The 25,683-nt window shown below is 70.3% G+C and carries 22 protein-coding genes; 8 read left to right on the top strand and 14 right to left on the bottom strand.

Translation table 11 applies throughout. The annotated features are described in order from the left end of the window. From ACFYNP_RS18165 to ACFYNP_RS18145, 5 genes are all read right to left on the bottom strand, one after another. Entirely contained in the window at window positions 1-930 is a 930-nt protein-coding gene (locus tag ACFYNP_RS18165; RefSeq protein WP_388406361.1) for an ABC transporter permease, read from the bottom strand. A 31-nt stretch (window positions 931-961) separates the two neighbouring features. Continuing rightward, a complete protein-coding gene (locus tag ACFYNP_RS18160) occupies window positions 962-1,885 on the bottom strand; it encodes an ABC transporter permease (RefSeq protein ID WP_388406358.1) in 924 nt (307 codons plus the stop codon). 173 nt (window positions 1,886-2,058) lie between these two features. Then, window positions 2,059-3,711: an ABC transporter substrate-binding protein gene (locus ACFYNP_RS18155; protein WP_388786398.1), complete on the bottom strand. Its 1,653-nt coding sequence runs from the start codon at window positions 3,709-3,711 to the stop codon at window positions 2,059-2,061. 485 nt (window positions 3,712-4,196) lie between these two features. Continuing rightward, on the bottom strand, window positions 4,197-6,104 hold the full coding sequence (gene typA, locus ACFYNP_RS18150; RefSeq protein ID WP_161246791.1) for a translational GTPase TypA: 1,908 nt from the start codon (window positions 6,102-6,104) through the stop codon (window positions 4,197-4,199). Window positions 6,105-6,394: 290 nt separating this feature from the next. Next, entirely contained in the window at window positions 6,395-8,743 is a 2,349-nt protein-coding gene (locus ACFYNP_RS18145) for an ABC transporter family substrate-binding protein (RefSeq protein WP_388406352.1), read from the bottom strand. 322 nt (window positions 8,744-9,065) lie between these two features. On the opposite strand from ACFYNP_RS18145, the gene ACFYNP_RS18140 reads away from it, so the two are divergent. The 4 genes from ACFYNP_RS18140 to ACFYNP_RS18125 are packed head-to-tail and all read left to right on the top strand — an operon-like array spanning window position 9,066 to window position 12,948. Continuing rightward, window positions 9,066-9,362 (top strand): hypothetical protein, encoded by a 297-nt coding sequence (locus tag ACFYNP_RS18140; protein ID WP_388786397.1) that lies wholly within the window; start codon window positions 9,066-9,068, stop codon window positions 9,360-9,362. A gap of 18 nt (window positions 9,363-9,380) precedes the next feature. Continuing rightward, window positions 9,381-10,211, top strand: a complete 831-nt coding sequence (locus ACFYNP_RS18135) for a hypothetical protein (RefSeq protein WP_388786396.1) — start codon at window positions 9,381-9,383, stop codon at window positions 10,209-10,211. Window positions 10,212-10,228: 17 nt separating this feature from the next. Next, window positions 10,229-12,181: a fumarate reductase/succinate dehydrogenase flavoprotein subunit gene (locus ACFYNP_RS18130; protein WP_388786394.1), complete on the top strand. Its 1,953-nt coding sequence runs from the start codon at window positions 10,229-10,231 to the stop codon at window positions 12,179-12,181. Then, on the top strand, window positions 12,178-12,948 hold the full coding sequence (locus ACFYNP_RS18125) for a succinate dehydrogenase/fumarate reductase iron-sulfur subunit (RefSeq protein ID WP_388786392.1): 771 nt from the start codon (window positions 12,178-12,180) through the stop codon (window positions 12,946-12,948). The genes ACFYNP_RS18130 and ACFYNP_RS18125 overlap by 4 nt, the downstream gene beginning before the upstream one ends. Window positions 12,949-12,955: 7 nt before the next feature. Here the strand turns inward: ACFYNP_RS18125 and ACFYNP_RS18120 are convergent, their stop codons facing one another. After that, window positions 12,956-13,990, bottom strand: a complete 1,035-nt coding sequence (locus tag ACFYNP_RS18120) for a glycosyl hydrolase family 18 protein (RefSeq protein ID WP_388406339.1) — start codon at window positions 13,988-13,990, stop codon at window positions 12,956-12,958. Between the two features lie 134 nt (window positions 13,991-14,124). Between ACFYNP_RS18120 and ACFYNP_RS18115 the strand changes: the two genes are divergently transcribed. Beyond that, a complete protein-coding gene (locus ACFYNP_RS18115; protein WP_388406337.1) occupies window positions 14,125-14,280 on the top strand; it encodes a hypothetical protein in 156 nt (51 codons plus the stop codon). A gap of 62 nt (window positions 14,281-14,342) precedes the next feature. Here ACFYNP_RS18115 and ACFYNP_RS18110 read toward each other — a convergent pair whose 3' ends face one another. From ACFYNP_RS18110 to ACFYNP_RS18085, 6 genes are all read right to left on the bottom strand, one after another. After that, window positions 14,343-16,886, bottom strand: a complete 2,544-nt coding sequence (locus ACFYNP_RS18110) for a SpoIIE family protein phosphatase (RefSeq protein ID WP_388786390.1) — start codon at window positions 16,884-16,886, stop codon at window positions 14,343-14,345. Window positions 16,887-17,052: 166 nt separating this feature from the next. Next, entirely contained in the window at window positions 17,053-17,457 is a 405-nt protein-coding gene (locus ACFYNP_RS18105) for an ATP-binding protein (RefSeq protein ID WP_388406334.1), read from the bottom strand. A gap of 93 nt (window positions 17,458-17,550) precedes the next feature. Further along, window positions 17,551-17,952, bottom strand: coding sequence for a (deoxy)nucleoside triphosphate pyrophosphohydrolase (locus tag ACFYNP_RS18100; protein WP_388786388.1), 402 nt, complete (start codon window positions 17,950-17,952; stop codon window positions 17,551-17,553). A 164-nt stretch (window positions 17,953-18,116) separates the two neighbouring features. Then, complete coding sequence (locus tag ACFYNP_RS18095; RefSeq protein ID WP_100574889.1) at window positions 18,117-18,299, bottom strand: hypothetical protein; 183 nt, start codon at window positions 18,297-18,299, stop codon at window positions 18,117-18,119. A 283-nt stretch (window positions 18,300-18,582) separates the two neighbouring features. Then, on the bottom strand, window positions 18,583-19,335 hold the full coding sequence (locus ACFYNP_RS18090; RefSeq protein ID WP_388786386.1) for a GntR family transcriptional regulator: 753 nt from the start codon (window positions 19,333-19,335) through the stop codon (window positions 18,583-18,585). Between the two features lie 156 nt (window positions 19,336-19,491). Beyond that, a complete protein-coding gene (locus ACFYNP_RS18085) occupies window positions 19,492-20,763 on the bottom strand; it encodes a DUF4190 domain-containing protein (protein WP_388786384.1) in 1,272 nt (423 codons plus the stop codon). 304 nt (window positions 20,764-21,067) lie between these two features. Here ACFYNP_RS18085 and ACFYNP_RS18080 point away from each other — a divergent pair, with 304 nt between their 5' ends. Beyond that, window positions 21,068-21,253 carry a hypothetical protein gene (locus ACFYNP_RS18080; protein ID WP_388406323.1) on the top strand — a complete coding sequence of 62 codons (186 nt, stop codon included), beginning with the start codon at window positions 21,068-21,070 and terminating at the stop codon, window positions 21,251-21,253. 468 nt (window positions 21,254-21,721) lie between these two features. Here ACFYNP_RS18080 and ACFYNP_RS18075 read toward each other — a convergent pair whose 3' ends face one another. Together ACFYNP_RS18075 and ACFYNP_RS18070 are read right to left on the bottom strand one after the other, a co-directional pair. Beyond that, complete coding sequence (locus tag ACFYNP_RS18075; protein ID WP_388786382.1) at window positions 21,722-22,465, bottom strand: DUF4097 domain-containing protein; 744 nt, start codon at window positions 22,463-22,465, stop codon at window positions 21,722-21,724. A gap of 339 nt (window positions 22,466-22,804) precedes the next feature. Further along, window positions 22,805-23,719 (bottom strand): LysR substrate-binding domain-containing protein, encoded by a 915-nt coding sequence (locus ACFYNP_RS18070; RefSeq protein ID WP_388786381.1) that lies wholly within the window; start codon window positions 23,717-23,719, stop codon window positions 22,805-22,807. A 132-nt stretch (window positions 23,720-23,851) separates the two neighbouring features. On the opposite strand from ACFYNP_RS18070, the gene ACFYNP_RS18065 reads away from it, so the two are divergent. Together ACFYNP_RS18065 and ACFYNP_RS18060 are read left to right on the top strand one after the other, a co-directional pair. Further along, window positions 23,852-24,673 carry an alpha/beta fold hydrolase gene (locus ACFYNP_RS18065; protein ID WP_388786379.1) on the top strand — a complete coding sequence of 274 codons (822 nt, stop codon included), beginning with the start codon at window positions 23,852-23,854 and terminating at the stop codon, window positions 24,671-24,673. 43 nt (window positions 24,674-24,716) lie between these two features. Beyond that, the gene (locus ACFYNP_RS18060) at window positions 24,717-25,646 is read left to right on the top strand and encodes an NmrA/HSCARG family protein (protein ID WP_388786377.1); all 930 of its coding nucleotides are present in this window, start codon (window positions 24,717-24,719) and stop codon (window positions 25,644-25,646) included. The last annotated feature ends 37 nt before the right edge of the window (window positions 25,647-25,683 follow it).

Here is a 25,683-nt window from a genome sequence, read left to right as displayed (position 1 = left end):
CTAGCGCAGCTTCGGGTCAAGGGCGTCGCGGAGCCCGTCACCGACGAATACGAAGCCAAGAACCGTCAGCACGATCGCGATGCTGGGGTAGGTCCACAGGTAGTCCTTGACCCCCATGAAGTCCTTGGCGGCGGCCAGCATGTTGCCCCACTCCGGGGTCTCCGGGCTGACGCCGACGCCCAGGAAGGACAGCGACGCCTCGGCCACGATGGCTCCGCCGACGTTGAAGGCTGCATACGCCATCACGGCGGCGATGGAGTTGGGGATGATGTGCCGCACGATGATCCGCGACGTGCTGGCGCCCAGGGCTCGGGCGGCGTGCACGTAGTCGGCCTCGCGGACCGACAGGATCGAGCTGCGCAGCAGTCGGGAGACCGTCGGCCATGAGAACACGGCCAGCGAGATGATCACCGGCATCACGCCACGGCCCATCACGATGATGATCACGATGGCGCCGATGAGCAGCGGGAAGGCGAAGAAGACGTCGGCGATACGCATCAGGACCGAGTCGATGGCACGGCCGAAGTACCCGGCCAGCGCACCCACGATGATGCCGATGAGGCAGGCCAGGAAGATCGACGCCAGACCGACGATGACGGCGATGCGGCTGCCGTAGATGATCCGCGAGAACTGGTCGCGGCCGAGCGCGTCGGTGCCGAGCCAGTGCGCACCACTGGGCGACTGAAGGGTGTTGGTGAGGTTCTGGTGGTACGGATCCGCGGGTGCGATCAGCGGAGCGAAGATCGCCACGAGGAACAGTAGGCCCACGAGGACCAGGCCGACGACGGCGAGCTTGTTGGCGAGGAAGCGGTGGCGGATCTCGCCCCACTGGGTGACGCGGGCGACGGCGGGTTCTGCCTCGGCCTTCGCGTCGTTCGCCGGAGCGGTCGCGCCCCCCGCCGACGCTGTGCTCTTGGTGAGCTCAGTCATGGGTGTGACTCCTAGAACGGGCTGCCTGGGATCAGGCGAGACGGATGCGCGGGTCGAGGACCGCGTACAAGAGGTCGACGATGAGGTTGAGCAGTACGAACACGGCGACGCCGAAGGTCACCACGCCGATGATGATCGGGTTGTTCTGCTGCTGTACCGCGGTGACCAGGGCGAGCCCGATGCCGTCCCAGTTGAAGATCGCCTCGGTGATGAGTGCGCCGCCGAGGAGCGTGCCGAAGGAGATGCCCAGGTAAGTCACGACCGGGATGATCGAGTTGCGCAGGACGTGCTTGAACAGCACGGTCCGCTGCGGCAGACCCTTGGCGATGGCCGTCTTGACGTAGTCGGCCCGCAGCACCTCCAGCATGGTGCCGCGCATGAGTCTGGCGACGAGTGCGGCATCGAGGATGGCGAGCGTGAACGCCGGAAGGATCAGCGACTTCATCGTGCCGTCCGAGATCAGCGGGACCCATTCGAGCTGGACCACGAAGACCTTCTGCAGCACCATGCCGATGACGAACGACGGGAAGCCGACCGCCATCGTCGTCAGCAGCGTGATCAGCACGTCCCAGAAGGAGTACCGGAACAGCGCGGCGATGAGTCCGGCCAGGAGGCCGATGACGATGTCTATGAGGATGGCCGCTACGGCCAGCTCAGCGGTGTTGGCCAGCTTGGGCTTCAACACCTCGGTCACCGGACGCCGTTGGGTGAAGTCCGTGCCCAGGTCGCCCTTGGCGAGGTTCTGGACGAAATGCCCGTATTGAACGGGGAGCGGGTCGTTCAGCCCGTACCTCTCGCGAAGCTGTTCCACGACGGCCGGGTCGCGGGCCTTGTCACCGCCGAGCGAACCCACCGGGTCGCCGGGGAGGACGAAGAGACAGCAGAAAAGAACAATCGTCGCACCGAAGAGGACGACCACCATCTGCCCGAGTCGCCGAATCACGTATCTGCCCACGATGCCTCCTTCACTTACTGAGCGTGGGGGTTGGCGGCTTCATCCGATCGGGAGAGGGGCCGCGGCGGGCGCCGGTCCTGAGGGGTGCGCCCGCGACTGAGCGAAGGTCGTGGGGATCGGTGAAGTACTCCGACCCCCACGACCTTCGCCTACCTGCTATGAGGAGGTGTGTGCTACTTGGACGAGATCTCGGCGAGGTCCGGGTTCTCGAAGAAGTCCATCTTCACGTTGTTGAACTTCACCGTGTTGGCGAGACGGAGCTGGGTGCGCTTCCACAGCGGGATGAGTGCCTGGTCCGTGTCGACCGCGAGCTTCTCGGCCTGCTGGTAGATCTTTGCGCGCGCGGCCGGGTCCTTGGTGCCACGGGCCTGGACGATCAGCTGGTCGAACTGCGGGTTCGAGTAGCGACCGCGGTTGTCACCGAGCGCCTTGCCGGTCTGCGGGTCCGCGTTGATCGAGCCCGAGTCGAGCAGCGGGTACAGGAAGTTGTCCGGGGTGGGGTAGTCCGCACCCCACGCCGAGCGCCAGAGGCCACCCGTCGCCTTGTCCTGCTGCTGGGCCAGCGCCTCCTTGAACGGCTTGCCGTTCAGCTTGACGTTGAGGCCGAGCACGTCCTTCAGCTGCTGCGCGACGGCCTGGACCCACTCTTCGTGGCCGGCACCCGTGTTGTAGCCGAAGTCGACCTCGGTGCCCGGCTTCAGACCGCCCTTGGCCGCGTACTCCTTGGCCTTCGCCGGGTCCTGCTTCACGCAGGAGGTGCAGACACCGTCCTGGTAGGTGTCCGCGAAGGACGGCGGCAGCACGGAGGTGGCCGGCTTCTGCATGCCCTGGAAGACGCCCTTGGCGATGGCCTCGCGGTCGATCGCGTACGAGATCGCCTTGCGCGCGTCCGGGTTGTTCAGCGGAGGCTGCTGGTTGAAGGCGACGAGGTAGTTGATACCGCTGGTGTCGGCCTCAAGCCACTCCTTCTTCGGCTCGAACTTGGCCTTGGCCACCGGCATCTGCGGCGTGGGCATACGGGCCCAGTCGAACTGGCCCGACTGGAAGCCCTGGTACTCCAGGGTGACGCCGTTGGCCGAGTTGAGGATCGAGATCTCGACCTTGTCGAGCTTCGCCTTGGTCAGACCGTAGTCGTCGTTGCGGACGAGCGTGATCGACTTGTTGTGCTGCCACGAACCCTGCATCTTGAAGGGGCCGTTGCCGATCGGGGCGTCGTTGAACGCCTTGTTGCTCGCGGCGCCCGCGACCTTCGGGACGGGGCTGAAGACGGTGTGGACGGTCTTCTTGTCGAACTCGAAGTCCGGGGCCGACAGCTGCACCTTGAGGGTGTTGGCGTCCGGAGCGGTCAGACCGCTGAACTTCTCGCTGGTGCCGCCGTTGAGCTCCTTGTAGCCCTCGATGCCCTCCATCGGGTAGGCGACATCGGAGGCGGAGGCCTTGGCCGCGACGCGGGTCCAGCCACGGATGAATGCCTCGGCGTCCACCGGCTCACCGTTGGTGAACTTCGTACCGGGCTTGATCTTGAAGGTCCAGGTCTTGCCGTCGTCACTGGTCGTCACGGACTGGGCGAGCTCAGGGATGAGCTTGCCGTCCGGAGACGCGTTGTACAGCCCCGTGAAGAGGTTGTGCGTGACCAGGCTGCCCTCGGACTCCTGCGTGTTGTACGGGTCGATGGCCACCGGCTCGGTGATGCCGAGGCGGAACGTGCCGCCCGCCTTCCCGGCGCCGCTGTCACTCTTGTCCCCGTCGCCACCGCCACAGGCGGTCGCAGCCAGGGCGATGATTGCCGCTCCCGCGACCCACTTGGCGCTCGTAGCACCACGCATGGGTTTCCTCCTCATGAGTCCACTTGTCACTACAAGAGGGGCACTTCTACGCGCGCTGACACCCCTGACAGCGCTTCGACGTCAAGTACCCCGAGTGTGCTCGTGAGTCGGCACTCCCCACAGTGCGTGACCCATTGACCCGAGCTCAATGGAGCCAACTATTAAGTACGGCCGGGCTGTAAACCACACTTAAAGGGTCTCGGTTTGACAACATCAGTACCGGGCAACGGCCCGAAATTCGGACAAAATGAGCACAGACAGACACCCCCGAAACGGACCGTTAACACATCTTCCGGAGAGCGACGGTCGATATCCGAACAGGATGTCCCTTAAAACAACTTGACCCTAGAGGCCGACAACCCGTGCGCGAGGGGTCCTTGCCCGCGATCACCCACGCGTGTGTACCCGGCCGTCCAAACCCCGACGCCAACGCCGAAGCCCGGCCCCGCTGCTGCGGGGCCGGGCTTCGGGGCGTACGGGGTGCGTCAGTTGCGCTTGGCGCGGGACGCGGTGCGGCCGCGCTCCTTGGCGTCCAGGACGACCTTGCGGATGCGCACGGCCTCCGGGGTCACCTCGACGCACTCGTCGTCGCGGCAGAACTCCAGGGACTGCTCCAGGGAGAGCTTGCGCGCCGGCACCACGTTCTCGGTGTTGTCGGCGGAAGCGGCACGCATGTTGGTGAGCTTCTTCTCCTTGGTGATGTTCACGTCCATGTCGTCGGCACGCGAGTTCTCACCGACGATCATGCCCTCGTAGACCTCGGTGCCGGGCTCGGTGAACAGCACACCGCGCTCCTGGAGGTTGATCATGGCGAAGGGGGTGACCGAACCGGCGCGGTCGGCCACGAGCGAACCGTTGTTACGGGTCGTCAGGGTGCCGAACCACGGCTCGTGGCCCTCGTGGATCGAGTGGGCGATACCGGTGCCGCGGGTGTTCGTCAGGAACTCCGTACGGAAGCCGATGAGGCCGCGGGAGGGCACGACGAACTCCATGCGGACCCAGCCGGAGCCGTGGTTGGACATGTTGTCCATGCGGCCCTTGCGGACGCCCATGAGCTGCGTGACCGCGCCCATGTGCTCCTCGGGGACGTCCACCGTCAGGCGCTCGACCGGCTCGTGGGTCTTGCCGTCGACCTGCTTGGTGACCACCTGCGGCTTGCCGATGGTCAGCTCGAAGCCCTCGCGGCGCATCTGCTCGACCAGGATGGCGAGCGCGAGCTCACCACGGCCCTGGACCTCCCAGGCGTCGGGACGCTCGGTGTCCAGGACGCGCAGCGAGACGTTGCCGATGAGCTCGCGGTCGAGGCGGTCCTTGACCTGGCGGGCGGTGACCTTGCGGTCCTTGACCGTCGACTTGGCGTCCGCGCCCTTGCCGGAGCCACCACGGCCGACCAGCGGCGAGGTGTTGGTGCCGATGGTCATCGAGATGGCCGGCTGGTCCACCGTGATCAGCGGCAGCGCGATCGGGTTCTCCGGGTCGGCCAGCGTCTCGCCGATCATGATGTCGGGGATACCGGCGACGGCGCAGATGTCACCGGGGCCCGCCATCTCGGCCGGCTTGCGGGTGAGCGCCTCGGTCATCATCAGCTCGGTGATGCGGACGTTGGCGATCGTGCCGTCCCGCTTGATCCACGCGACCGTCTGGCCCTTGCGCAGCTCGCCCTGCTCGACGCGGAGCAGCGCGATGCGGCCGAGGAAGTTGTCGGCGTCGAGGTTGGTGACGTGCGCCTGGAGAGGGGCGGTCTCGTCGTACTCGGGGGCCGGGACGTGCGAGAGGATCGTCGAGAAGAACGGCTCCAGGTTGTCGCTGTCCGCCGGGACCGTGCCGTTCTCCGGCTTGGTCAGCGAGGCGACGCCGTCACGGGCGCAGGCGTAGACGATCGGGAACTCGATCTGGTCCTCGTCCGCGTCCAGGTCCAGGAACAGGTCGTACGTCTCGTTGACGACCTCGTCGATCCGGGAGTCCGGGCGGTCCGTCTTGTTGATGCACAGGATGACGGGCAGGCGCTGCTGGAGCGCCTTGCGCAGCACGAAGCGGGTCTGCGGCAGCGGGCCCTCGGAGGCGTCCACGAGCAGGACCACCGCGTCCACCATCGACAGACCGCGCTCGACCTCGCCACCGAAGTCGGCGTGGCCCGGGGTGTCGATGATGTTGATGGTGATGACGTCGCCGCCATCCTTGGGGTGGTACTTGACGGCCGTGTTCTTGGCCAGGATCGTGATGCCCTTCTCACGCTCCAGATCGTTGCTGTCCATCATGCGGTCGTCGAGCGACTCTGCGGCGTGCGCGGCGAAGGCACCGGCCTGCTTGAGCATGGCGTCGACCAGCGTGGTCTTGCCGTGGTCGACGTGGGCGACGATGGCGACGTTACGGATGTCGTGGCGCGTGGGCATACTGACTGGCGCTTCTCTCGATCGTGGGATCAGGCGTCTGACGCGGTCGAGTCCTCGTCCGCCCGCCGGGCAGACAGGCCACGGCTCCTCCCCATGGTACGGGGCCGTCGCGCCGGCGGCCTCCCGGGCCGATTCCAGCGGTCTTGCGCAAGGGGCTGCGCCGTGCATTGAGCCTGGGTCAGGGGCGTACACGACCTTGCCCGCCGGCGGGGCCGGCGGGCAAGGGACTTGAGCAGGTTCTGAGCTTGGGTCCGATCGGGCCCAAGCCCCTGACCTGGTGGTTTTCTCTTCTACTTCTGAGTGTTCGCCGATCCGTTGTGCGCCGTTTCCGGCTTCTTGAACCCGATGTCCTCGAAGTTCGGGGCCGCGAAGCCGAAGGCGCCCGCATTGGCCACATTGGGCTTGACCGCGACCAGCTCGGGGCGCTGGTAGAGCGGGATCGAGCCGGCCGCCGCCCAGATCCGGGCGTCCGCCTTGCGCACGAGGTCGCGGGCCTCGTCCTCGTCGAGTTCGCCGGCGGCCTGCTCGAAGAGCTGGTCGATGTGGTCGGTGCCGACCCGGCTGTAGTTCTGTTCGACGAGCAGCGAGCCGTCGGAGGCGGGCTCCGGCTTGGCGAAGATCGGCCGGTCGTCGGTGGCCGGGTAGGCCGTTCCCGGCCACGAGTACAGGGCCAGGTCGAAGTCGCCGGAGGCGATGTGGTCCTTGAAGTAGCTGTCGTCGGCCACCTTGACGATCTCGGTGTTGATGCCGACGCCCTTCAGCATGGCCGCGATCTTGTCGCCCACGGCGCGCAGCGACTCCGAGCCCGGGCCCGAGGGCAGGACGAACCGGAGGGTGAGCGGCTTGCCGTCCTTGCCGAGCGGGCCGCCCTGCGGCGCCGGGGCCGCCGTGCCCTGCGGGGCGTACGCGCCGGGGGCGCCGCCCTTGGGCCGGGCCTCGGTCTTGGTGTCCTTGCCGGTGTCCCTCTTGGCCTGCTCGGCGGGGTCGGCGTCGAAGAAGCGGGCCTGCCGGCGCAGCGCGGCCTGCTGCTGCGCCGCGGTACGGGCCGGGGCGAGCACATGGGTGCCGGCGGCACCGGAGCTGCCGGGCTTGTCGTCGCCGACGATGTAGGTGCCCTCGTCGTCGGGGTGGTTGCCGGCGACCGGCGGGGTGTCGGAGGCCCGGCGCTTGCCGTCCTCGGAGTCCTCGGCGCCGTCGTCGGCCTTGCTGCCGGCCTTGGCGACGTCCTTGGGCTTCTGCCGGGCGCCGTCCGTGGTCCAGCCGGCGTCCGCGAGCAGCGCCCGCGCCTCCTTCTCGTCCTGGCTGCCGAGCGCGTCACTGCTGTCGCTGTACGCGTCCTGTCCGGCCAGCGCGAGGTGGCTGCCGGGCGGCTGGGCGGGCAGGCCGAGCGGCTTGAGGACGGCTTCGGCGAGCTCCTGGCGGTTGAGCGCGCGGGCCACCGCGCGTCTGACCCGCTCGTCCGCGAGCGGCCCGGAGGCGCCGTTCAGGGCGAGCTGGGTGTAGGCCGGCTCCAGGGTCTTGCGGATGGCGAAGCCGCGCAGGCCGGCCTGCTCCCTGGCGTACTTCTCGATCGCGGCCCGGCTCTCCTTGCGGGCCTCCTGCTCGGCCTCGGCCTTGTCGTCCTCGCCGCCGTGGGCGATCGCCCAGGACCGCAGTGCGGAGGCCGGCGTGATGGCGGCGGCGGGGCCGTGCGTGACGGCCTGGCCCTTGTCCCGCTCGGCCAGGGTGATGCGGTCGGCGTCCGCGCGGTCGATCTCGGCCACGTCCACGCTGCCCTCGGCGAGCGCCGCGGCCCGCTTGTCGCGCGGCACGGCTTGCAGGACCAGGCTGTCGAGCTTGGTGGGGCGGCCCCACCAGCGCGGGTTGCGCTCCAGGGTGATCTCGCCCTTGCCCCGGTCGGCCGCCTTGAGCCGGAAGGCTCCCGCGGTCGCCTTCAGCGTCGTACGGGCGCCGTCGTTGAAGGCGTCGGGGGTGCCGGTGACGTCCTTCGGGTAGAGCGGGCTGAACAGCGAGCGCCAGTCCGCGTACGGCTTGGCGAAGGTGACCTTGACCTCCAGGTCGTTGGCGCCCTTCTCGATCTTCTCGATGCGCTCGTACCCGGCGTTGCGGGCGGTCCAGTACGCCGAGTCCTTGCCGCTGAGCGCGCGCCACTGGGCGACGAAGTCGGGGGCGCCGATCTCGCGGCCGTCGCTCCACACGGCCTTCTGGTTGAGCTTGTAGAGCACGACCTGCTTGGGCTCGCGCTGGACCACCTCGGCGGACTCCAGGTAGTCGGCGTTGCGCTGCGGGCGCCCCCGCTGGTCCAGCGTGAACAGTGCGGGCAGCACCGCCTGGGCGACGCGCTGGGAGGCGGCGTCGGCGTCGGCCTGGAAGGTGTTGAGCGTCTGGGGCATCGCGTCGACGGCCCACTTCAGGGTGCCCCCGTCGGCGACGTTCTGCCGGGCCGCGGCCCCGATGTCCTGGGGGGCGGCGCCGGCCGCGGTCCCGCTGTCGGCGGAGCCGCAGCCGGTCAGCAGCACGGGGAGCGCGAGCACCCCGGTGGTCAGGAGCGCGACGGAGCGCGACCGGACGGAGGCCGCGGTCCGGATCGCAGCGACGATCCGGGGCGCCCTCCCGTTCGGGTCACCGACGTGGGACATGGCTTGTACCTCTTCGTCAGATTTATGGGACTTCATGCCATTTCGCGATGATCACACCTATCCCCGTCACTGAAGAGGACGGTCCCCCTGGCGGGGCGGCGACACGGCGCAGCGGCCCCCGAACCCCACCCGTGCGGCCGAACGCACCCGCGCATCCGGCCGCCCCGCACCGGCCCGGCTCGAACACTGGCCGAACAAGGAGCGTGTCCCGCACCCGCAACCCCACAACCCCGTGCACGCACCTTCACAACCGCGCATGTGAGGCGCGACACTCTCAGGCGCATGAACATTGCCACCCGCTCCGGCGAAAGGCGGGCAAGTCATGTCCCTGCAAGACGAGTTGACGGCTGCTCAGCGCTGCCTCGACGACCTCGTACGAAGTGTCGGGCGCCTTGAGGAGCAGGTCGGGCACGGCCTGGACATCCGGCGGGTACGGACCGACACCGACCATCTGCGCGAGAGCCTCGCCCTGCTCCGCGAGGCGGCACCGAGCGGCGCGACGGCGGCCCGGCCCGACCTGGTCACCATCCCCGACACCCCGTACGACACCTCGCTCTGGACCGATTCGGACGACGAAGGGCTCGGGAGCACCCGGTCCCGCGGCCGGCGCACCCCCTGACCTCCTCGGGAGCCACTCTTGGCCACAGGCACGGAACCCTCTCCCCCGGCGGGGAGCAGCACCGGCGTCCATGACGCCTCGCGCGCCGCCATCGGCCCCCGCCATCTGCGCACCGACCGCTGGTGGCTGGCCCCGGCCGTGACCGCCGCGGGGCTGCTGGCCTTCGTCGTGTACTCGACCTGGCGGGCGTTCGCGAACGCGGACTACTACCACGCGCCCTACGTCTCGCCGTTCTACTCGCCGTGTCTGGCCGACAACTGCGCGACCATGCGGCACGGCCCGAACGCGGACGTCTTCGGCAGCTGGTGGGGCCTGTCCCCCGCCCTGCTGATCCTGATCTTCCCGCTCGGCTTCCGGCTGACCTGCTACTACTACCGCAAGGCGTACTACCGGGGCTTCTGGGCCTCGCCGCCGGCCTGCGCGGTGGCCGAGCCGCACAAGAGGTACTCGGGCGAGACGCGCTTCCCGCTCATCCTCCAGAACGTCCACCGGTACTTCTTCTACTTCGCGGTCGTGGTCGCCGGCATCCTCACCTACGACACCGCGCTCTCGTTCCGCGACGAGCACTACCGGTGGGGCCACATGGGGCTCGGCAGCCTCCTCTTCCTGATCAACATCGCGCTGATCTGGACGTACACCCTGTCCTGCCACTCCTGCCGGCACATCATCGGCGGGCGGCTGCGGCACTTCTCCCGGCACCCGGTGCGCTACCGGCTCTGGGGCTGGGTCGGAAAGCTGAATGAGCGTCACATGCTGCTCGCCTGGGCCTCGTTGATCAGCGTGGCGCTCGCCGACTTCTACGTGTACCTGCTCGCGACCGGGGCGTTCGACGATCCGAGGTTCTTCTAAACATGAAGGCAGCCTGAATGACTCAGCTGGAACGGCAGCAGTGGGACGTCGTCGTGGTGGGCGCGGGCGGCGCCGGCCTGCGGGCCGCGATCGAGGCGCGCGAGCGGGGCGCCCGTACGGCGGTGATCTGCAAGTCCCTTTTCGGCAAGGCGCACACGGTGATGGCCGAGGGCGGCATCGCCGCCTCCATGGGCAACGTCAACTCCGGGGACAACTGGCAGGTCCACTTCCGCGACACCCTGCGCGGCGGGAAGTTCCTCAACCAGTGGCGCATGGCGGAGTTGCACGCGCGCGAAGCACCCGAGCGGGTCTGGGAGTTGGAGACCTGGGGAGCCCTGTTCGACCGCACCCCCGACGGCCGCATCTCCCAGCGCAACTTCGGCGGCCACGAATACCCGCGGCTCGCACACGTCGGCGACCGCACCGGCCTGGAGCTGATCCGCACCCTCCAGCAGAAGATCGTGAGCCTCCAGCAGGAGGACAAGAAGGAGTTCGGCGACTACGAGGCGCGCCTGAGGGTCTTTCAGGAGTGCACCGTCACCCGGGTGTTGAAGGATCCGGCCGAGAGCGGCTCCGCCTCGGGCGGCCGGGTCTCCGGGGCGTTCTGCTACGAGCGCGAGAGCGGGCGGTTCTTCGTCCTGGAGGCGCCCGCGGTGGTGCTCGCCACCGGCGGCATCGGCAAGTCCTTCAAGGTGACCTCCAACTCGTGGGAGTACACCGGCGACGGCCACGCGCTCGCCCTGCTCGCCGGGGCGCCGCTCCTGAACATGGAGTTCGTGCAGTTCCACCCCACCGGCATGGTCTGGCCGCCGTCGGTCAAGGGCATCCTGGTCACCGAGTCGGTGCGCGGCGACGGCGGGGTGCTCAGGAACTCCGACGGCAAGCGGTTCATGTTCGACTACGTGCCGGACGTCTTCAAGGAGAAGTACGCGGAGTCCGAGGAGGAGGGCGACCGCTGGTACGAGGACCCGGACCACAACCGCCGCCCGCCCGAACTGCTCCCCCGCGACGAGGTCGCCCGCGCCATCAACGCCGAGGTGAAGGCGGGCCGGGGCAGCCCGCACGGCGGTGTCTTCCTGGACGTCTCGACGCGGATGCCGGCCGAGGTGATCCGGCGCCGGCTGCCGTCGATGTACCACCAGTTCAAGGAGCTGGCGGACGTGGACATCACGGCCGAGGCGATGGAGGTCGGGCCCACCTGCCACTACGTGATGGGCGGTATCGCGGTCGAGTCCGACACCGCGGCGGCCCGCGGCGTGCCGGGCCTGTTCGCGGCCGGTGAGGTGGCCGGCGGCATGCACGGCTCCAACCGGCTCGGCGGCAACTCGCTCTCCGACCTCCTGGTGTTCGGCCGGCGGGCCGGGCTGCACGCCGCCGAGTACACGGCCTCGCTCGCGGCCCGCCCGGCCGTGGACGAGAACCAGATCGACACGGCGGCCGCGGAGGCGCTGCGCCCCTTCAGCGCCGAGGCCCCCGCGGACGGCTCGCCCGTCGAGAACCCGTACACCCTGCACCAGGAACTCCAGCAGGCCATGAACGACCTGGTCGGGATCATCCGCCGGGAGGGCGAGATGCACCAGGCGCTGCGCAAGCTCGCCGAGCTGCGCGCGCGGGCCCGGCGGGCCGGGGTCGAGGGGCACCGCCAGTTCAACCCGGGCTGGCACCTCGCGCTCGACCTGCGCAACATGCTCCTGGTGAGCGAGTGCGTGGCGCGGGCCGCCCTGGAGCGCACCGAGAGCCGCGGCGGCCACACCCGCGAGGACCGGCCCGGCATGGACCGCTCCTGGCGCCGGGTGAACCTCCTGTGCCATCTCGCCGACCCCACCGAGGGCCTGGCGCCGCCCGAGTCCGAGCGCGGCCAGATCCGGCTGGTGCGCGAGGAGACCGACCCCATCCGTGCGGATCTCCTCTCCCTCTTCGAGAAGGAGGAGCTGGTCAAGTACCTCGCCGAAGAGGAGCTGAAGAGTTGAGTACGTACGATGCGAGCTTCCGGGTCTGGCGGGGCGACACCGGCGGCGGTGAGCTCACCGACTTCACGGTCGAGGTGAACGACGGCGAGGTGGTCCTCGACATCATCCACCGCCTCCAGGCGACCCAGGCCCCCGACCTGGCGGTGCGCTGGAACTGCAAGGCGGGCAAGTGCGGTTCGTGCAGTGCGGAAATCAACGGCCGTCCGCGCCTGATGTGCATGACGCGGATGTCGACGTTCGGCCCCGAGGACGTCATCACCGTGACCCCCTTGCGGGCGTTCCCCGTGGTGCGGGATCTCGTGACGGACGTGTCCTTCAACTACGCGAAGGCGCGGGAGGTACCGGCGTTCGTGCCGCCCAAGGGGGTGGCGCCCGGCGAGTACCGGATGCACCAGCTCGACGTCGAGCGCTCGCAGGAGTTCCGCAAGTGCATCGAGTGCTTCCTGTGCCAGGACACCTGCCATGTGGTCCGGGACCACGAGGAGAACAAGGCGGCCTTCGCGGGCCCGCGCTTCCTGATGCGCGTGGCCGAACTCGACATGCATCCGCTGGACGCCGCCGCCGAGACCGGCCTGGACCGCAAACGGACCGCACAGGACGAGCACGGGCTCGGCTACTGCAACATCACCAAGTGCTGCACGGAGGTGTGCCCCGAGCACATCAAGATCACCGACAACGCGCTGATCCCGCTGAAGGAGCGGGCGGTGGACCGCAAGTACGACCCGCTGGTCTGGCTGGGCAACAAGATTCGCCGCCGCGACTCCTGACGGAGCGTCAGCTCCAGCCCCTGCGGTAGGCGGACCAGTCCCCCGGGCGCTCCGCGAAGTCGACGTACAGGGCGAGGCCGAAGTTCTGACGGTGGCGGTCGGTGCGGGCCAGGCCGAGGCGGGCCCCTCGCACGGCCGCCTCCACGGTCTCGGCGGAGCCGTGGTGGGTCATGCTCTCGTCGTCGTAGAAGGGCAGACCCATGAGCAGGTCGACCTGTTTCGGCGTGACCTGGAGCGCGAGAGCGGTCTGCCGGGCGACATAGCCGCCGTACAGGCTCTGCACGGGCATGGCCGTGTCGTACGACATCACGGCGATCTGGTCGACCCTGCGGGCCACTTGGCCGAAGTAGGCCTGCGCCCACCACTTGCCGTGCCCGGTGAGGCCGTCGGCGGCCGTGTGCAGGGCGGGCAGCGGGTCTATCTGGTGCGCGGCCACGGAAAGCAGGGCGCCGCGCGCCCGCGTGAGGGCGTGCAGCGAGTCGAGCAGGGCGAGGTAGTCGCGGTCGCCCGAGGGCAGCGGCTCAAGATCGAAGTGGACGCCGTCGAAGCGGGCCCGGTCGAGCACCTGGCGGGCGCTGGTGACGACCGACGTGCGGGTCGCTCCGCTGTCGAGCCGCAGCCCGACCGGGCCCTCGCTCGCCAGCTCGTCGCCCAGCCAGGCCTGCACCCGCACGTTCGGCAGCCTGCGGTGCACGCCCGCGACCAGCCAGGCGGCCCTGGGGTAGCGGGCGGCGGGCAGGGTGCCGTCGTGGTCGAGCGGCCCGGTGTGCACGAAGAGGTCCTTGATCCCGCTGTCGCGCACCTTCGCCGCGAAGGCGTCGAGGTCCTTGTCGCCCTTGCGGCCGTCGACCCAGGCATGCCCCAGCCAGTACGCGTCCTGGCCCCGGGTCCTGGTGTCGTCGCCCGGGACACCGGCGTACTGGGCCCGCAGGGCCGTCCCCGCGGCGGCCGTCGGCACCACGACGACCAGCGCCGCCACCAGCAGGCTGCGGCGCGTCCAGCGCCCCCCGCGTCCGCGCCACCAGGTGCGTATACCGCTCATTCCCGTGCCCCTCCCCCTGCGGTCCCGAGCGCCCCAGCGTAGCCGTGTGCCGCGTGGGGGCCGCGCCATGGAGGGGCGGGACAACGGGGTGCTTTCCGGTCGCCAGGGTTCGGATTCGGCCATACGCTCGAAGCGTGATGCAGCCCGCTTCGACCGTCGACTTGGTGCTGCCGGTGGCCGTGGTCGTGGTGGCGGGCGCATCGGCGGCTTACGCGTACCTCAAGCGGAAACGGCGTGCCCATACCCGCACCACGCCCGCGGGAACGGCACGGCCGCACCGGCACGGCTAGGCCGGACCACGCGCCGGCGGGTCAGACCGTGCGGGCAGGTCAGAACACGCGGTGCAGCCGGGTCAGAACATGCTGAGGAGCTGTTCCTCCGTCAGCTCCGTCGGGCCCGACTCCCCGTCAGGCAGGGCCAGTTCGAACCAGACCGTCTTGCCGCGCGGGGTGCGGCGCGCCCCCCAGGCCGCGCTGAGCAGTCCGACCAGCTGGAGGCCGCGGCCGCCCTCGTCCGTGTCGCGGGCGCGGCGGCGCCGGGGCTGGACCAGACCCGCGTCCCACACCTCGCACACCAGCGTGCGGTCGCGCAGCAGGCGCAGCCGTATCTCGCCGTCGCCGTAGCGCAGCGCGTTGGTGACGAGCTCGCTGACCAGGAGTTCGGTCGTGTCGACGAGGCCTTCGAGGTCCCAGGCGAGCAGCTGGGTGCGGGCGAGCTCACGGGCCCGGCCCACCGAGCGGGGCTCGCGCGGCAGCCGCCAGTCGCCGACCGCGTCCGAGGGCAGGCCCTGGATGCGGGCGAGGAGCAGCGCGATGTCGTCCTCGCCGTGCCGGGTGTCGAGCGAGCCGAGGACCTGGTCGCAGACGTCCTCCAGGGGGCGGTCCGGGTCGGTGAGGGTCTTGCGGAAGGCGTTGAGGCCCTCGTCGAGCGGGTGGTCGCGGGACTCGACGAGACCGTCGGTGTAGAGAGCCAGCAGCGCGCCCTCGGGCAGATCGACCTCGACCTCCTCGAAGGGCTCCCCGCCGACGCCGAGCGGCAGCCCCGGCGGCACGTCGAGCAGCATCGCGGGCTCCCCCGGGTCGTCGCCCGGCTCGACCAGGACGGGCGGCAGGTGCCCGGCGTTGGCGAACGTACAGCGGCGGGTGACCGGGTCGTAGACCGCGTACACACAGGTCGCCAGGTACACCTCGCCGAGGTCGGCGTCGCGGGACTTGTGGGCGACCCGGGAGGCCTGCTGGCTGCCGCCGGGGGCGCCGAGGCCCCGGGCGATCTCGTCCAGGTGCGAGAGGACTTCGGCGGGCTCCAGGTCGAGCAGTGCCAACGTCCTTACGGCGGTGCGCAGTTCACCCATGGCGACGGCCGCGCGCAGACCGCGTCCCATCACGTCTCCGATGACGAGCGCGGTGCGGTGTCCGGGCAGTTCGATGACGTCGAACCAGTCGCCGCCGACCTCGGACTCGGCGCTGCCGGGCAGATAGCGGCAGGCGATGTCGAGCCCGGCGGCCTCGGGGTCGCCGGGCGGCAGCAGGGAGCGCTGGAGGATCAGCGCGCGCTCGTGCTCCCTGCGGTAGAGGCGGGCGTTGTCGATGCAGACAGCGGCGCGCGAGGCGAGCTCGGTGGCCAGCGCCCGGTCGCGCTCGCCGAACGGCTCGCTGCCCTTGGCCCGGGCGAACTGCACCAGCCCGACGACGGTGTCGTGGGCCACCATCGGCACGGCGAGGGTGGTGTGCACCAGGCCGCCGTCGGCGCCGCGCACGGTGTGCACGCGCGCGGTGCGCAGGGCGCTCGCGTACGGGGAGTGGAACCGGTAGCGGTGCAGATCGCCCACGCCCACCTCCCCTTCGCCCTCGCCGCCGGCCAGCGGGCCGTCCGACACGGCGCTCGCGAAGGCGACCCGGCGCAGTTCGCCGCGCCCGTCGGAGGATCCGGTGGCGGGGTCGTCGCCGGCGAGCAGGGCCTGGTAGAGGTCGACCGAGGCCAGGTCGCAGAAGCCGGGGACGGTGATGTCGAGGAGTTCGCGGGCGGTGGTCTCCAGGTCGAGGGAGTTGCCCATGCGGGCGCCCGCCTCGTTCAGGAGGGCGAGGTTGCGGCGGGCGTCGGCGGCCTCGCGGGCGGCGTTGTGACGCCGGGTCACATCGATGCCGAGCCCGGCGACGCCGATCGGGCGGCCGGTGCCGCTGTGCACGCGGTAGAGGTTGATCGACCAGTGCCTGCGGTCGGAGCCGCCGGGGGCCGAGCCGACTATCTGGAGGTCGGTGACGGAGTCGCCGGTCTCCAGGACCCGTTGCAGCGCCGCCGACATCCGGTCGGCCTCGGCGCGGCCGAGGTAGTCGTGGACGGTGTGGCCGCGGTGCTCATCGGGGTCGCCGCCGAAGACCGTGGCGAAGCGGCGGTTGGCGCGCAGCACCGTGAGGTCCGTACCGAACAGCAGGAAGCCATAGGGAGATTGACCAAAAATGGCCTGCGACGCGGCAAGGTCGGTCTCGATGCCGCGCAGAGCGCGTACGTCCACGACGATACAGAGGGCCGCGCGTTCGTCGGCGGCCGTGCGGCTCGGCATGACATAGAGCTCGGCCAGCCCCTGGGCGCGTTCACCGCCGTCGGGCGACGGCACGCGGAAGGGGACGACACCGGTCCACTCCTTGCCGTCCAGGATCTCCGCGACCCGGCCGTGGCCGCGCGGGCGCAGCTCGGGGGGCATGAACGCCTCGACGGGATCGCGGCCGATCACGGCGGCAGCGGCCAGGCCGAACTGCTCCTCGGCCCGCAGGCTCCACTGCTCGATCAGTCCGTCCGGGCCGATCGAGAACGAGGCGACGCGGATGTAGTCATAGATCGAGCCAGGCGGACTGCTCTGCCACACGACATCGCCAGCCGTCTCAGGTATCTCGCTCACGCGACCGTCCCCTCCAGCTCACCGCACCGGACCGGCCTTGACCGCAGTATTCAGCACTACGGCCCCAGCCGACACGGCGTTCACGATCACATCCCGGTCTCGTTCTTTTCCAGCCGTTGTCGACCGGTCCCGTTACGGGCTTGTGATCGTCCGTCCCTCCCTCCTTCTAACCATGCAGAGCCAGCTCGAACCACACGGTCTTGCCCGTTCTGCCACGACGGGTCCCCCAGCGTCGGGCGGAACAGGCCACGAGCTGCATGCCCCGGCCCCCTTCGTCGTCGATTCCGGCGCTGCGTTCGACGGGCGGATCGGGCAGCGGGTCGGACACCTCCACCAACAAGGTGGTGCTGTCGAGGCGGTCGAGCCGTACGCCGATGGGCCCTTCGGCGTACCGCAGGGAGTTGGTCACCAGCTCGCTGACCAGGAGGACCGCCACATCCACGGTCCCGTGGTCGAGGTCCCAAGCGCGCAGGGCGTCCCGGACGGCGTGCCTGGCGGTCCGTACGGCACCTGGTTCAGCAGGGAAGGTCCACTCGGCGCACTCGCCCGAGGTGTCGATCACGCCGATCACCCGCATCCGATGGTTCGGGGGGTTTGAAAACGATTAATAGGCACATACCCGATATTTGGTACGCCCTATCCCCAACTGGGGCGGATGGCGGCACTAACGGCGCAATGACTCCAGGATGCGCATGGCTTCGGCGACCGCCGGGCGGTCCTGCGGAAGCCAGTCGACGGCGTCGGCCTCCTCGGGGGCCAGCCAGCGCAGTTCGTCGTGGTCCTGGAGCGGCTGGGCCCGGCCTTCGAGCAGTCGGGCGGTCCAGGCGTGCAGCACGAGGCCGGGGCGCAGCGGCCACTCCCCCGCGATTCTCTGGAGCGGCTCGGTCTCGATGCCGAGTTCCTCGCGGAGTTCCCGTACGAGTGCCTGCTGCGGGGACTCGCCCGGCTCCACCTTGCCGCCGGGCAGCTCCCAGCGGCCGGCCAGCTCGGGCGGGGCGCTGCGGCGGGCGGCGAGCAGGCGCCCCCGGTCGTACACGGCTCCGGCCACCACGACGGTCTCGTTCATGCGCCGGAGCGTAACGCGCGGGCGGCGCGCGGCCCGCATCGCTCTTGCCAGGGCCTCCGCCGGGTCTCCGCCGGGGCCTCCGCCTCGCCGGCGCCTCGCCGCGGCCGGGCTCCGCCGGGCCGTTGGCGGGCCGTCACCGGGCCGTTGCCGGGGTCCGGGGCGGCCTACTGCTGGGCGGGGGCGCCGATCCGCTCGACCCAGTAGAGCTGCTTGTGCCCGCGGTCGTCGAGGCTGTCCGCGATGCGCTGGGCCTCGGCCTGCGTGGCGTACTTGCCGACGCGGTACTGGTTGCCGTTGTCGTCCTGTCGTATCACCAGCCAGGTGAGCACAGCGCCACTGTCGTTCATCGCATCCCTCCCGGCATCGGCGTGCAGGTCAGTAAGCCTCGGCAGGAAACCGCAATCCGCATATGCCCGAGCCTACGCCTGACCTTTACTCAGCGGATACGTGTTTACACAAAGAGATACGAATTCGGTCATCGGCCGCAGACACGAAAGGGGGCGCACCCGATGGGTGCGCCCCCTTGGTCCCGCCGGGGCCGTCCTGCCGCTCAGCCGACGGGCGGTGTGGGCGGCGTGAGCGGTGTGAGCGGTGTGAGCGGTGTGAGCGGTGTGAACGGTGTGAACGGTGTTACTTCACGGGCAGGTGGTACGCGATCCGGTAGCGGTCGGCCGGGACCACCACGTCGGCCGTCTCCACGGCCAGCCCCGAGGCGTAATAGGTCCGTTCGATGACGAGGACCGCATGGCCGGGGACCCCGCCGAGCGCCAGGAGTTCCTCCGCGAGCCCCGGGCGCGCGCCGACCTCCTCGACCACGTTGTCCACCACGATGTCGATCGCGGCCATCCGCTCGACCACACCGCAGCCGCCGAGCGGCCCCTCCTCGGGCAGCATCACCGGGCTGCGGCCGGTGACCGCCAGTGGCTCCCAGGAGGTGGACAGCATCATCTGCTCGCCCGCGTCCCGGAACACGTACCGCGTACGCATGACGCGGTCGCCGGGGTCGATGCCGAGGCGCTTGGCGATCTCCGGGGTCGCCTCCTCCTGCTCGCTGCGCGACTCCCAGGTCCCGCGCGCGGCCTCCTCCGCCTGCTCCTGCCGGAAGGGGCTCGCGCCCTTCGTCGGCCGGTAGCCGGAGCGGGCGACCCGGCGCGGCACCGGGCGCTCGCGCACATAGGTGCCCGAGCCGGAACGGCCCTCGACCAGGCCCTCCGCCATCAGTACCTTGCGCGCCTCCAGGGCCACGGTGTCCGAAACCCCGTACTCCTCGCGGATCCTGGCCTGCGAGGGGAGACGGGTGTGCGGCGGCAGCGAACCACTCACGATCTTCTGCCTCAGATCGCTGGCTACGCGCAAATAGGCCGGCTGCTCACCGAATGACACGGGCCACTCCCATCAGGTTGACAGACTGCAACAGCGTGGCAACTGTGGGTTGGCGACCGCAAGCAAAGGCCAAACATTCACTCGAAGTGATGAAGCGCCTTTACCCAGGGCGAACCCCCGGTACAGCGCGTACGTTCTGCCCGGCCCGGGCCCCCCTCAGACGCTTTTGGAACCATCGCTTCCGGAACCGCCCGCGCTTCCGGAGCCACCCGGGCCGCCACTGCCCCCGGCCCCGCCGCCGGTCCCGCCGCCGGAACGGTCGTCGGTGGACGGCGGGATGGTGGCGAGCCCGAGCGCGCCCCGCGCGGAGATCTCGATCGACTGCCTCATGGCCCTGTCCGCCGCACCGGAGTGCAGGTAGAAGGAGTCCGCGTCCCGCGCGGACGCCGCCTTCTCCCACTCCCTCTCCGCGGTCCGCATACCGTCGATGTACGGCTGCACGGACGGCGAGAGACGGCTGGGCCAGGAGTGGCCGGTCAGCAGGTCGGCCTGCGCGCCCATCGTCCTGGACACCTCTCCCGCCCACTTCTGGAACGCGGGCAGGTCGTCCTCGACGCGGTCCGCGTCGGGCGCCTGCGCCATGACGCGGTCCACGTCGTTGACCGCGCGGAGGAACGCGAGCTGGTCCGGGTCGAGGGTGCCGGCGTCGTTGCGGACCGAGCCTTCGAGCTTGCCGCCCTCCGACGCGAACGCACAGGAGACGGTGTGGTCGCCCCGGCCCCAACTCTGCGAGCTCGGCGTGTAGTAGTAGGGTCCGGCCTCGGCCGGGATCTTCCACCGGTCCATGGCGTACGACTGCTCGATGACCGAGCACTGCGTGTCGGCCTGGCGGGCGATGGCGCTCTCGCCCGGGTACATGGTGCCGGTCAGCCGGAACGAGCCGGCCACCTCGGCGTCGTGCTTGCCGGAGCACGGCACGATCCGCACGGAGACGACCTCGCGCTCCAGCTTTCCGCCGGGCACGTCGAAGCAGTCGCCCTTGCGCAGGTCGAGAGTGCTGCGCGTATTCCTGACGCCTTCGTTCCAGCCGTCCTTGAAGTCGCGCCAGCTGTCGCCGAGTCCACCCGTCGCGATCGAGACCACCAGCGCGATCGTGCTGAGGGAGGAGAGCACGACACCGGCGACGGCCATGCCCTTGCCGCGCAGCCCCTTCTTCTTGATCTGCCCGAGCGCGAACCCGCCAAGGATCAGACCGAGCGGGGGTATGCAGCACAGGATGCCGGTGACGAGGGAGCCGACGGCGAGCCCGCTCACGGGCGGTTGGGACGGCGCCGCCGGATACGGGTACCAGGGGCCGCCGCTCATCGGCTGCCCCGGGTACATCCCGGGCTGCCCGCCGGGCATCTGAGGGGGCGTCGGCCAGCCGTACCCCTGCCCCGGTTGCGGCTGCTGCGGCTGCCCGGGCGCGGGCGGCGGCGGTATCTCCACGGGTACGGTGCTCCTCGTCGAACTGCGGCGAACTGTTGCGCGAATCCGCATCGTACGCGGACGGGGCGCGGCAGCGGGGACGCTCTTGGCCAGCCCGTGCCGCTGGAGCCCGCGCTCGCTCCCGCACCGGCAGAAGCGCTGGAAGAAGCCCTGGTCAGACCCCCGTGAAAGCACCCTCCACACCGTCCGTAATCGCCTGAAATGCGGTGCGTGTTCCCCCGTGCCACGCTGGTCGAGGCCAGGAGGAGCCGAGGGAACGGCCCCGGCTCACGGCCCCCTCACACCCCAGTAGGAGTGAACCCAGATGGGCATCAAGGACCAGTTCCAGGACAAGTCGCGCGACCTTCAGAACAAGGCCAAGGACGCCATGGGCGACAAGCGGGACGAGGCGTCGGAGCGCGCTCGGGGTACCCGGGACGAGGCCCAGGACAAGGGCCGGGACGCCATGCAGGAGCAGCAGGACAAGTTCGACATGGACTACGACGCCTGACGCGACGCGTCCCCGCACGGAAGCGGCGCACCCGCGGCACCGGGTGCGCCGCTTCCGTGCGGGCGGGGCCGAGGGGTGGCGTTTCGGGGCCCGGGGCCGCCATCGATGAAAGGGCAGCGGTCCGCACCGGCCACGAGGCATTGCTCCGGCACGGATGACGGCCGGCCTACGCGGGAGCGCGCGGCCCGGCACCGATCACGGCCGCCCTGTCGCGGGAGCGCGCGACCCGGTCAGGGGCGTCGCCCTGCTACCGGGAGCCGGACGCAACTTGGTCAGGGGCGTCGCCCTGCTACCGGGTGCTGGACGCAACTTGGTCAGGGGCGTATCCCTGCTGCCGGGAGCCGCGCGCCTCGCGGGCGTCCTCCGGGAGAGCGACCGCCAGAGCCCAACTACGTTCAAAATGGCTGGCGTTGAGAAGTCGGTAAGCCTCAGGAAGCTTTATAGCCGGCGTTGAGAAGTCCGTGAGCCTCAGGAAGCCTTGATGCCCACGTCGCCGCTGCCGGTCTTCACACCGATCTCGTACTTGCCCGCGGGGTCGTCGGGCACCTTGACGTCCTTGTCGCCGCTGCCGGTCTTCACGGTCACCCGGTAGGCCGCGGACGGCACGGTCAGGCTGACGTCTCCGCTGCCGGCGGTGATCTGGACGTTCGACGGTTTGCCGGGCGTGAGGTGGACGTCCCCGGAGCCGGTCCGGGTGTCGATGGCGCCGCCCGCCAGCCCCTTGCCGGTGATCTCACCGCTGGTGGTCCTCACCTTGACCGCGCCACTGATGCCGTCGAGGGCGATGTCGCCGGAGCCCGCCGACACGTCGACCGTGCCCACCTGGTGGAGGCTGACGTCCCCCGAGGTGACATCGCCGCTGACGGGGATCCCGGCGGGCACCTGGACGGTGTACTGCACCGAGCAGGAGCCGGAGCAGCCGCCGAGGATCAGCACGCCGCCCTCGATCCGGTGGGTGGCGGCGGACGGCTTGGCGGCCCCCTTGTCGTACCGCACCTTGCGGTGCAGGGACGCCGAGCCGCCGTCGGTACCGGTGACGGTGACACCGCCCGAGCCGTTCTCCAGGCGCACGGAGGTGATCTTCCCGGAGAGCGCGCTGTCGTCCTCGAAGGACTGCCGGTCGATGGAGTTGATGGAGTTGCACGCGGCCAGTCCGCCGGCCGCGACGCCGATCGCGGTGAGGATGCCCAGGGCTCGGAGCTGCTGACGCATGAAATGTCTTCCAGTTCTGGAGAATCAACTGGCCCGCACGGGCTTGCCGCCCGCACAGGCATGGGGTGGAACGCCGGCCTCGTGGAACCGCGGCCTTTCGTGTCCCGAAGCTAACGCGGCGCGTCACAGCGCGTACATGGGGCAGACCCCCGGATGGCCGCTGAGGACTACCCCCCGAGAAATGCGGGACGCGGCATTCCAACTTCCCTCAATATCAGGCTAGTTGACCCCGATGCTTCCTCGATCCACATCACCTTGATGACACGCTCGTTGATCGGGCATCGCGCCCCTGGCCGCCACGGTGAGGGCTCGGCGCCGCATCACCGCCCGTAGGCCCCTTCACCTTCCCCCGTCCCCCGTGCCCGCCGTACCCGCCGTACCGCCACGGCAGGCGTCGAGCAGCGCGGCCACGCGGCGGGCCGGGGTGGCCGGGTGGACGGCCAGGAAGGTCTCGGCGGTCGGGCCGGGCGGGGCGAACGGGCGGAACACCGTCCTGCCGGTCGGCAGGTACTCGGCCTGAGCGGCGTAGAAGACGGTCCAGCTGGGCTTTCCGGTCGCGATCGCCGCGAGGGTGTCCTGGTCGGTCGTGAACGCGGGGCCGAGCACGGGTTCGAAGCCGGCCTCCCGGCACGCCCCGGTCACCAGCTCGAAGAGCTGCGGGTTGGCCTCGCGCGCGACGATCCGCAGCGGGATGCCGTCGAGGCCGGCCATCGGCACGGCGGGAAGGGCGGCCAGCGGGTGGTTCGCGGGAAGCGCCACCACCAGGGGGTCCCGCCAGACGGGGATGAGATCCAGACCCGGGCTCTCGGTCAGCCCCCGTACGAAGGCGGCGTCCAGCTCCCCTTCCCGCACGGCCCGCAGTCGCGCGGCCGACGCGGCACTCGTCAGCTCCACGGTGAGCTCCGGTGACCGCTCGGCCAAGCAGGCGAGTACCCCCTCCAGCCGCGCGCCGAGGCCGACACTCGTGCCGACGCGCAGCACCGCGCTCTCGGCGGCGCGCAGGGCCTCCATCGCGTGGAGGGCCACCCCTTCCGCGGCCAGGAGGGCGCGGGCGTGCGGCAGGAAGGCGGCGCCGGCGGCGGTGAGCGAGACCTGCCGGGTGGTGCGGTCGAACAGGTCGAGCCCGAGCTCACGCTCCAAGCGCCGGACCTGCTGGCTGACGGCCGGCTGAACGATGTGCAGCCGGACCGCCGCGCGGCCGAAGTGCAGCTCCTCGGCGACGGCGACGAAGTAGCGCACCTGACGCAGTTCCATGACCTGACCCGCCCCCCTCCATTCATCACGATCACTGATGAGTGTACGAACGAAGTGCCCCTTGGTCCCGGCCCGCCGGCGGAGTGAACTGACCTTGTTCACCGCAGGCCGCCCGAAGGAGCGAGAGTCACCATGGCGTACACCACAGCCAACGGAATCCGGCTGTTCCACACGGACACCGGGACCGGGACCGGCACCGGAACTGGGACCGGAACTCCCGTGCTTTTCCTGCATGGATGGGGAAGCGGCAGCCACGTATGGGAGGCGCAGACCGCCGAACTGGCAGCAGATCACCGGGTGTTGGCGGTGGACCTGCGCGGCTGCGGCCGTACGGACCATCCCGCCGCGGGCAACACCACGGACGCCAACGTCGCCGACATACTGGCGCTGCTGGACGCACTGGGCCTGGAGCGGCCCCTGTTGGTGGGCAGCTCGCTGGGAGCGACCTTCGCCCTGGAGGCAGCGTTGAGGGCGCCGCACCGGGTGGCCGGCGTCGTGTCGATCAGCGGACCGGGGTACTGGCCGGCTCAGGCCATGTCCGAGACCCTGCGCACACTGCGCACGGCCTTGCGCGACGACCGCGCGGCGACCCTGAGCGGCTGGGTCCCCCAATGGTTCGGCCCCGAGGCGGACCCCGGCCTGGCGGCACGGACCGTGGAACAGATCCTCCGATCCGGGCCTCACGTCATCGACCTGCTGAACGCGAGCGAGACCGGCGACCCTCGCGAGACGCTCGCCCAGCTGGCGGTCCCCGCCCTGTTCCTCCACGGTCGGCTCGACACCGAGATCCCGCCGGAGGTCTCCCGCACGCTGGCCAGGCTGGCTCCGTACGGCGAGTTCCACGAGATCGCGCGCGCCGGCCACATGCCCCACCAGGAACAGCCCGCGACGGTCAACGCCCTGATCCGCACCGCGCTCGCCCGCGCGGCAGCCGACGCCCCCCTGCCGGCCTGACCCACCACCCCCTTGGCCCCAGCGCTTCCGGAGGAAGAACCCGATGCCCCAGACCACCGAAAACAACGACCGCAACAACCACTCCACCGACAACTCCAACAACGTCTCCGGCCACGCCAACGTGTACGTCGTTTTCGGCGCGACCGGTAAGCAGGGTGGCGCGGCGGCCCGCGCGCTGCTGCGCCGCGGACACCGGGTGCGGGCGGTGGCCCGCGACCCACGGTCCGCGAGGTCCGCCGAACTGTCGCGTCAGGGAGCGGAGTTGGTGGCGGGCGACATGGAGGACCCGCAGTCCTTGGATGCGGCGCTCAAGGACGCTTACGGGGTGTTCAGCGTCCAGACCTTCACCGGCCCCGACGGTTCGGCCGGCGAACTGCGCCAAGGCAAGGCAGTGGCCTCGGCCGCGGCCCGCGCGGACGTGGCCCACTTCGTGTACAGCTCGGTGGGCGGCGCGGAACGCGCGAGCGGCGTGGAGCACTTCGAGACCAAGGGCCGCGTCGAGGAACACATCGCCGCGCTCGGCCTGCCCACGACCGTGCTGCGCCCCACCATGTTCATCGAGAACTTCACGGGCATGGGCCCGGTCCGGGAGGACGGCGAACTCACCCTGACCCTCGCGCTCGCCCCCGACACCACCCTCCAGATGATCGCGACCGAAGACATAGGCCACTTCGCGGCCGAGGCGTTCGAACACCCCGAGACCTACCTTGGCCGCCGGATCGAAATAGCCGGCGACGAGCTCACCGGCCCGCAGATGGCCGAGGTGTTCCAGCGGGTCTGCGGCCACCCCGTCCGCTTCCGCTCCCAGCCCCCGGCCGAACTGCGGGCACTGAGCGAGGAGGCGGCGACGATGTTCGGCTGGTTCGATACCCACGGCTTCCAGGCAGACCTCCCCGCCCTGCGCGCGCTCCACCCCGGCCTGATCACCCTGGAGACCTGGGCCACGCACCACTGGGCCCCACCGGCCGGCTGAGCGCGGCCGCGAGGCGTACCTGGAGCACGACGCGCAG

The organism is Streptomyces sp. NPDC006691, assembly GCF_042869955.1.
In the GTDB taxonomy this organism is placed as follows: domain Bacteria; phylum Actinomycetota; class Actinomycetes; order Streptomycetales; family Streptomycetaceae; genus Streptomyces.
Note: the sequence above shows the minus strand (reverse complement) of the source record. Positions and strands in the feature narration are given on the sequence as shown.